Genomic DNA, 569 nt, shown 5'->3' on the forward strand with positions numbered 1-569 from the left:
ACATCGGACACCTCATAGACCAAGCGGACAACGGTCGTCCAACGAACTCGAGTCTTGAAGCCTCTCGTTGGCCCACAGAGTGGCCTGAGTGAGGGTGCGCGCCGACCAAGGACGACGGGTTTACCGAGGCCCACAGAGTGGCCTGAGTGAGGATGCGCGCCGACCAAGGATGACGGGTTTACCGAGGCCCACAGAGTGGCCTGAGTGAGGGTGCGCGCCGACCAAGGATGACGGGTTTACCGAATACTTACCGTAGATAGCGCACAAATTATGGCCAGTGAACAGGTTATAGCTTCTTGAGCACAGGAGGGGCGTCCGTCACCCTGGTGGTAGCTTACAACGCCACTCGGGTCACAGACGGAGCCCTCCCATGCCGCCGCGTATCATCCCCATCCTCGGACGACTGCGCCAAGACATCGCCGCCGATTTGACCAAGGAAGTCATCGAGGAAGGATGCCGCCAGTGCAACCACTCCTGGCGGAGCCGTGCCCTCGACCCGGCCATCACCATCTACGCCTTCCTGCTCCAAGTCCTCCACGGCAACACCGCCTGCAAACACGTCGCCCACT

The 569-nt window shown here is 61.0% G+C and carries 1 pseudogene; it reads left to right on the forward strand.

The features are described 5' to 3' along the window. Positions 1 to 370: 370 nt before the first annotated feature. Positions 371 to 569: pseudogene (locus tag ACYOEI_RS41105) on the forward strand (IS4 family transposase); the annotation flags it as partial.

The organism is Singulisphaera rosea, assembly GCF_054877945.1.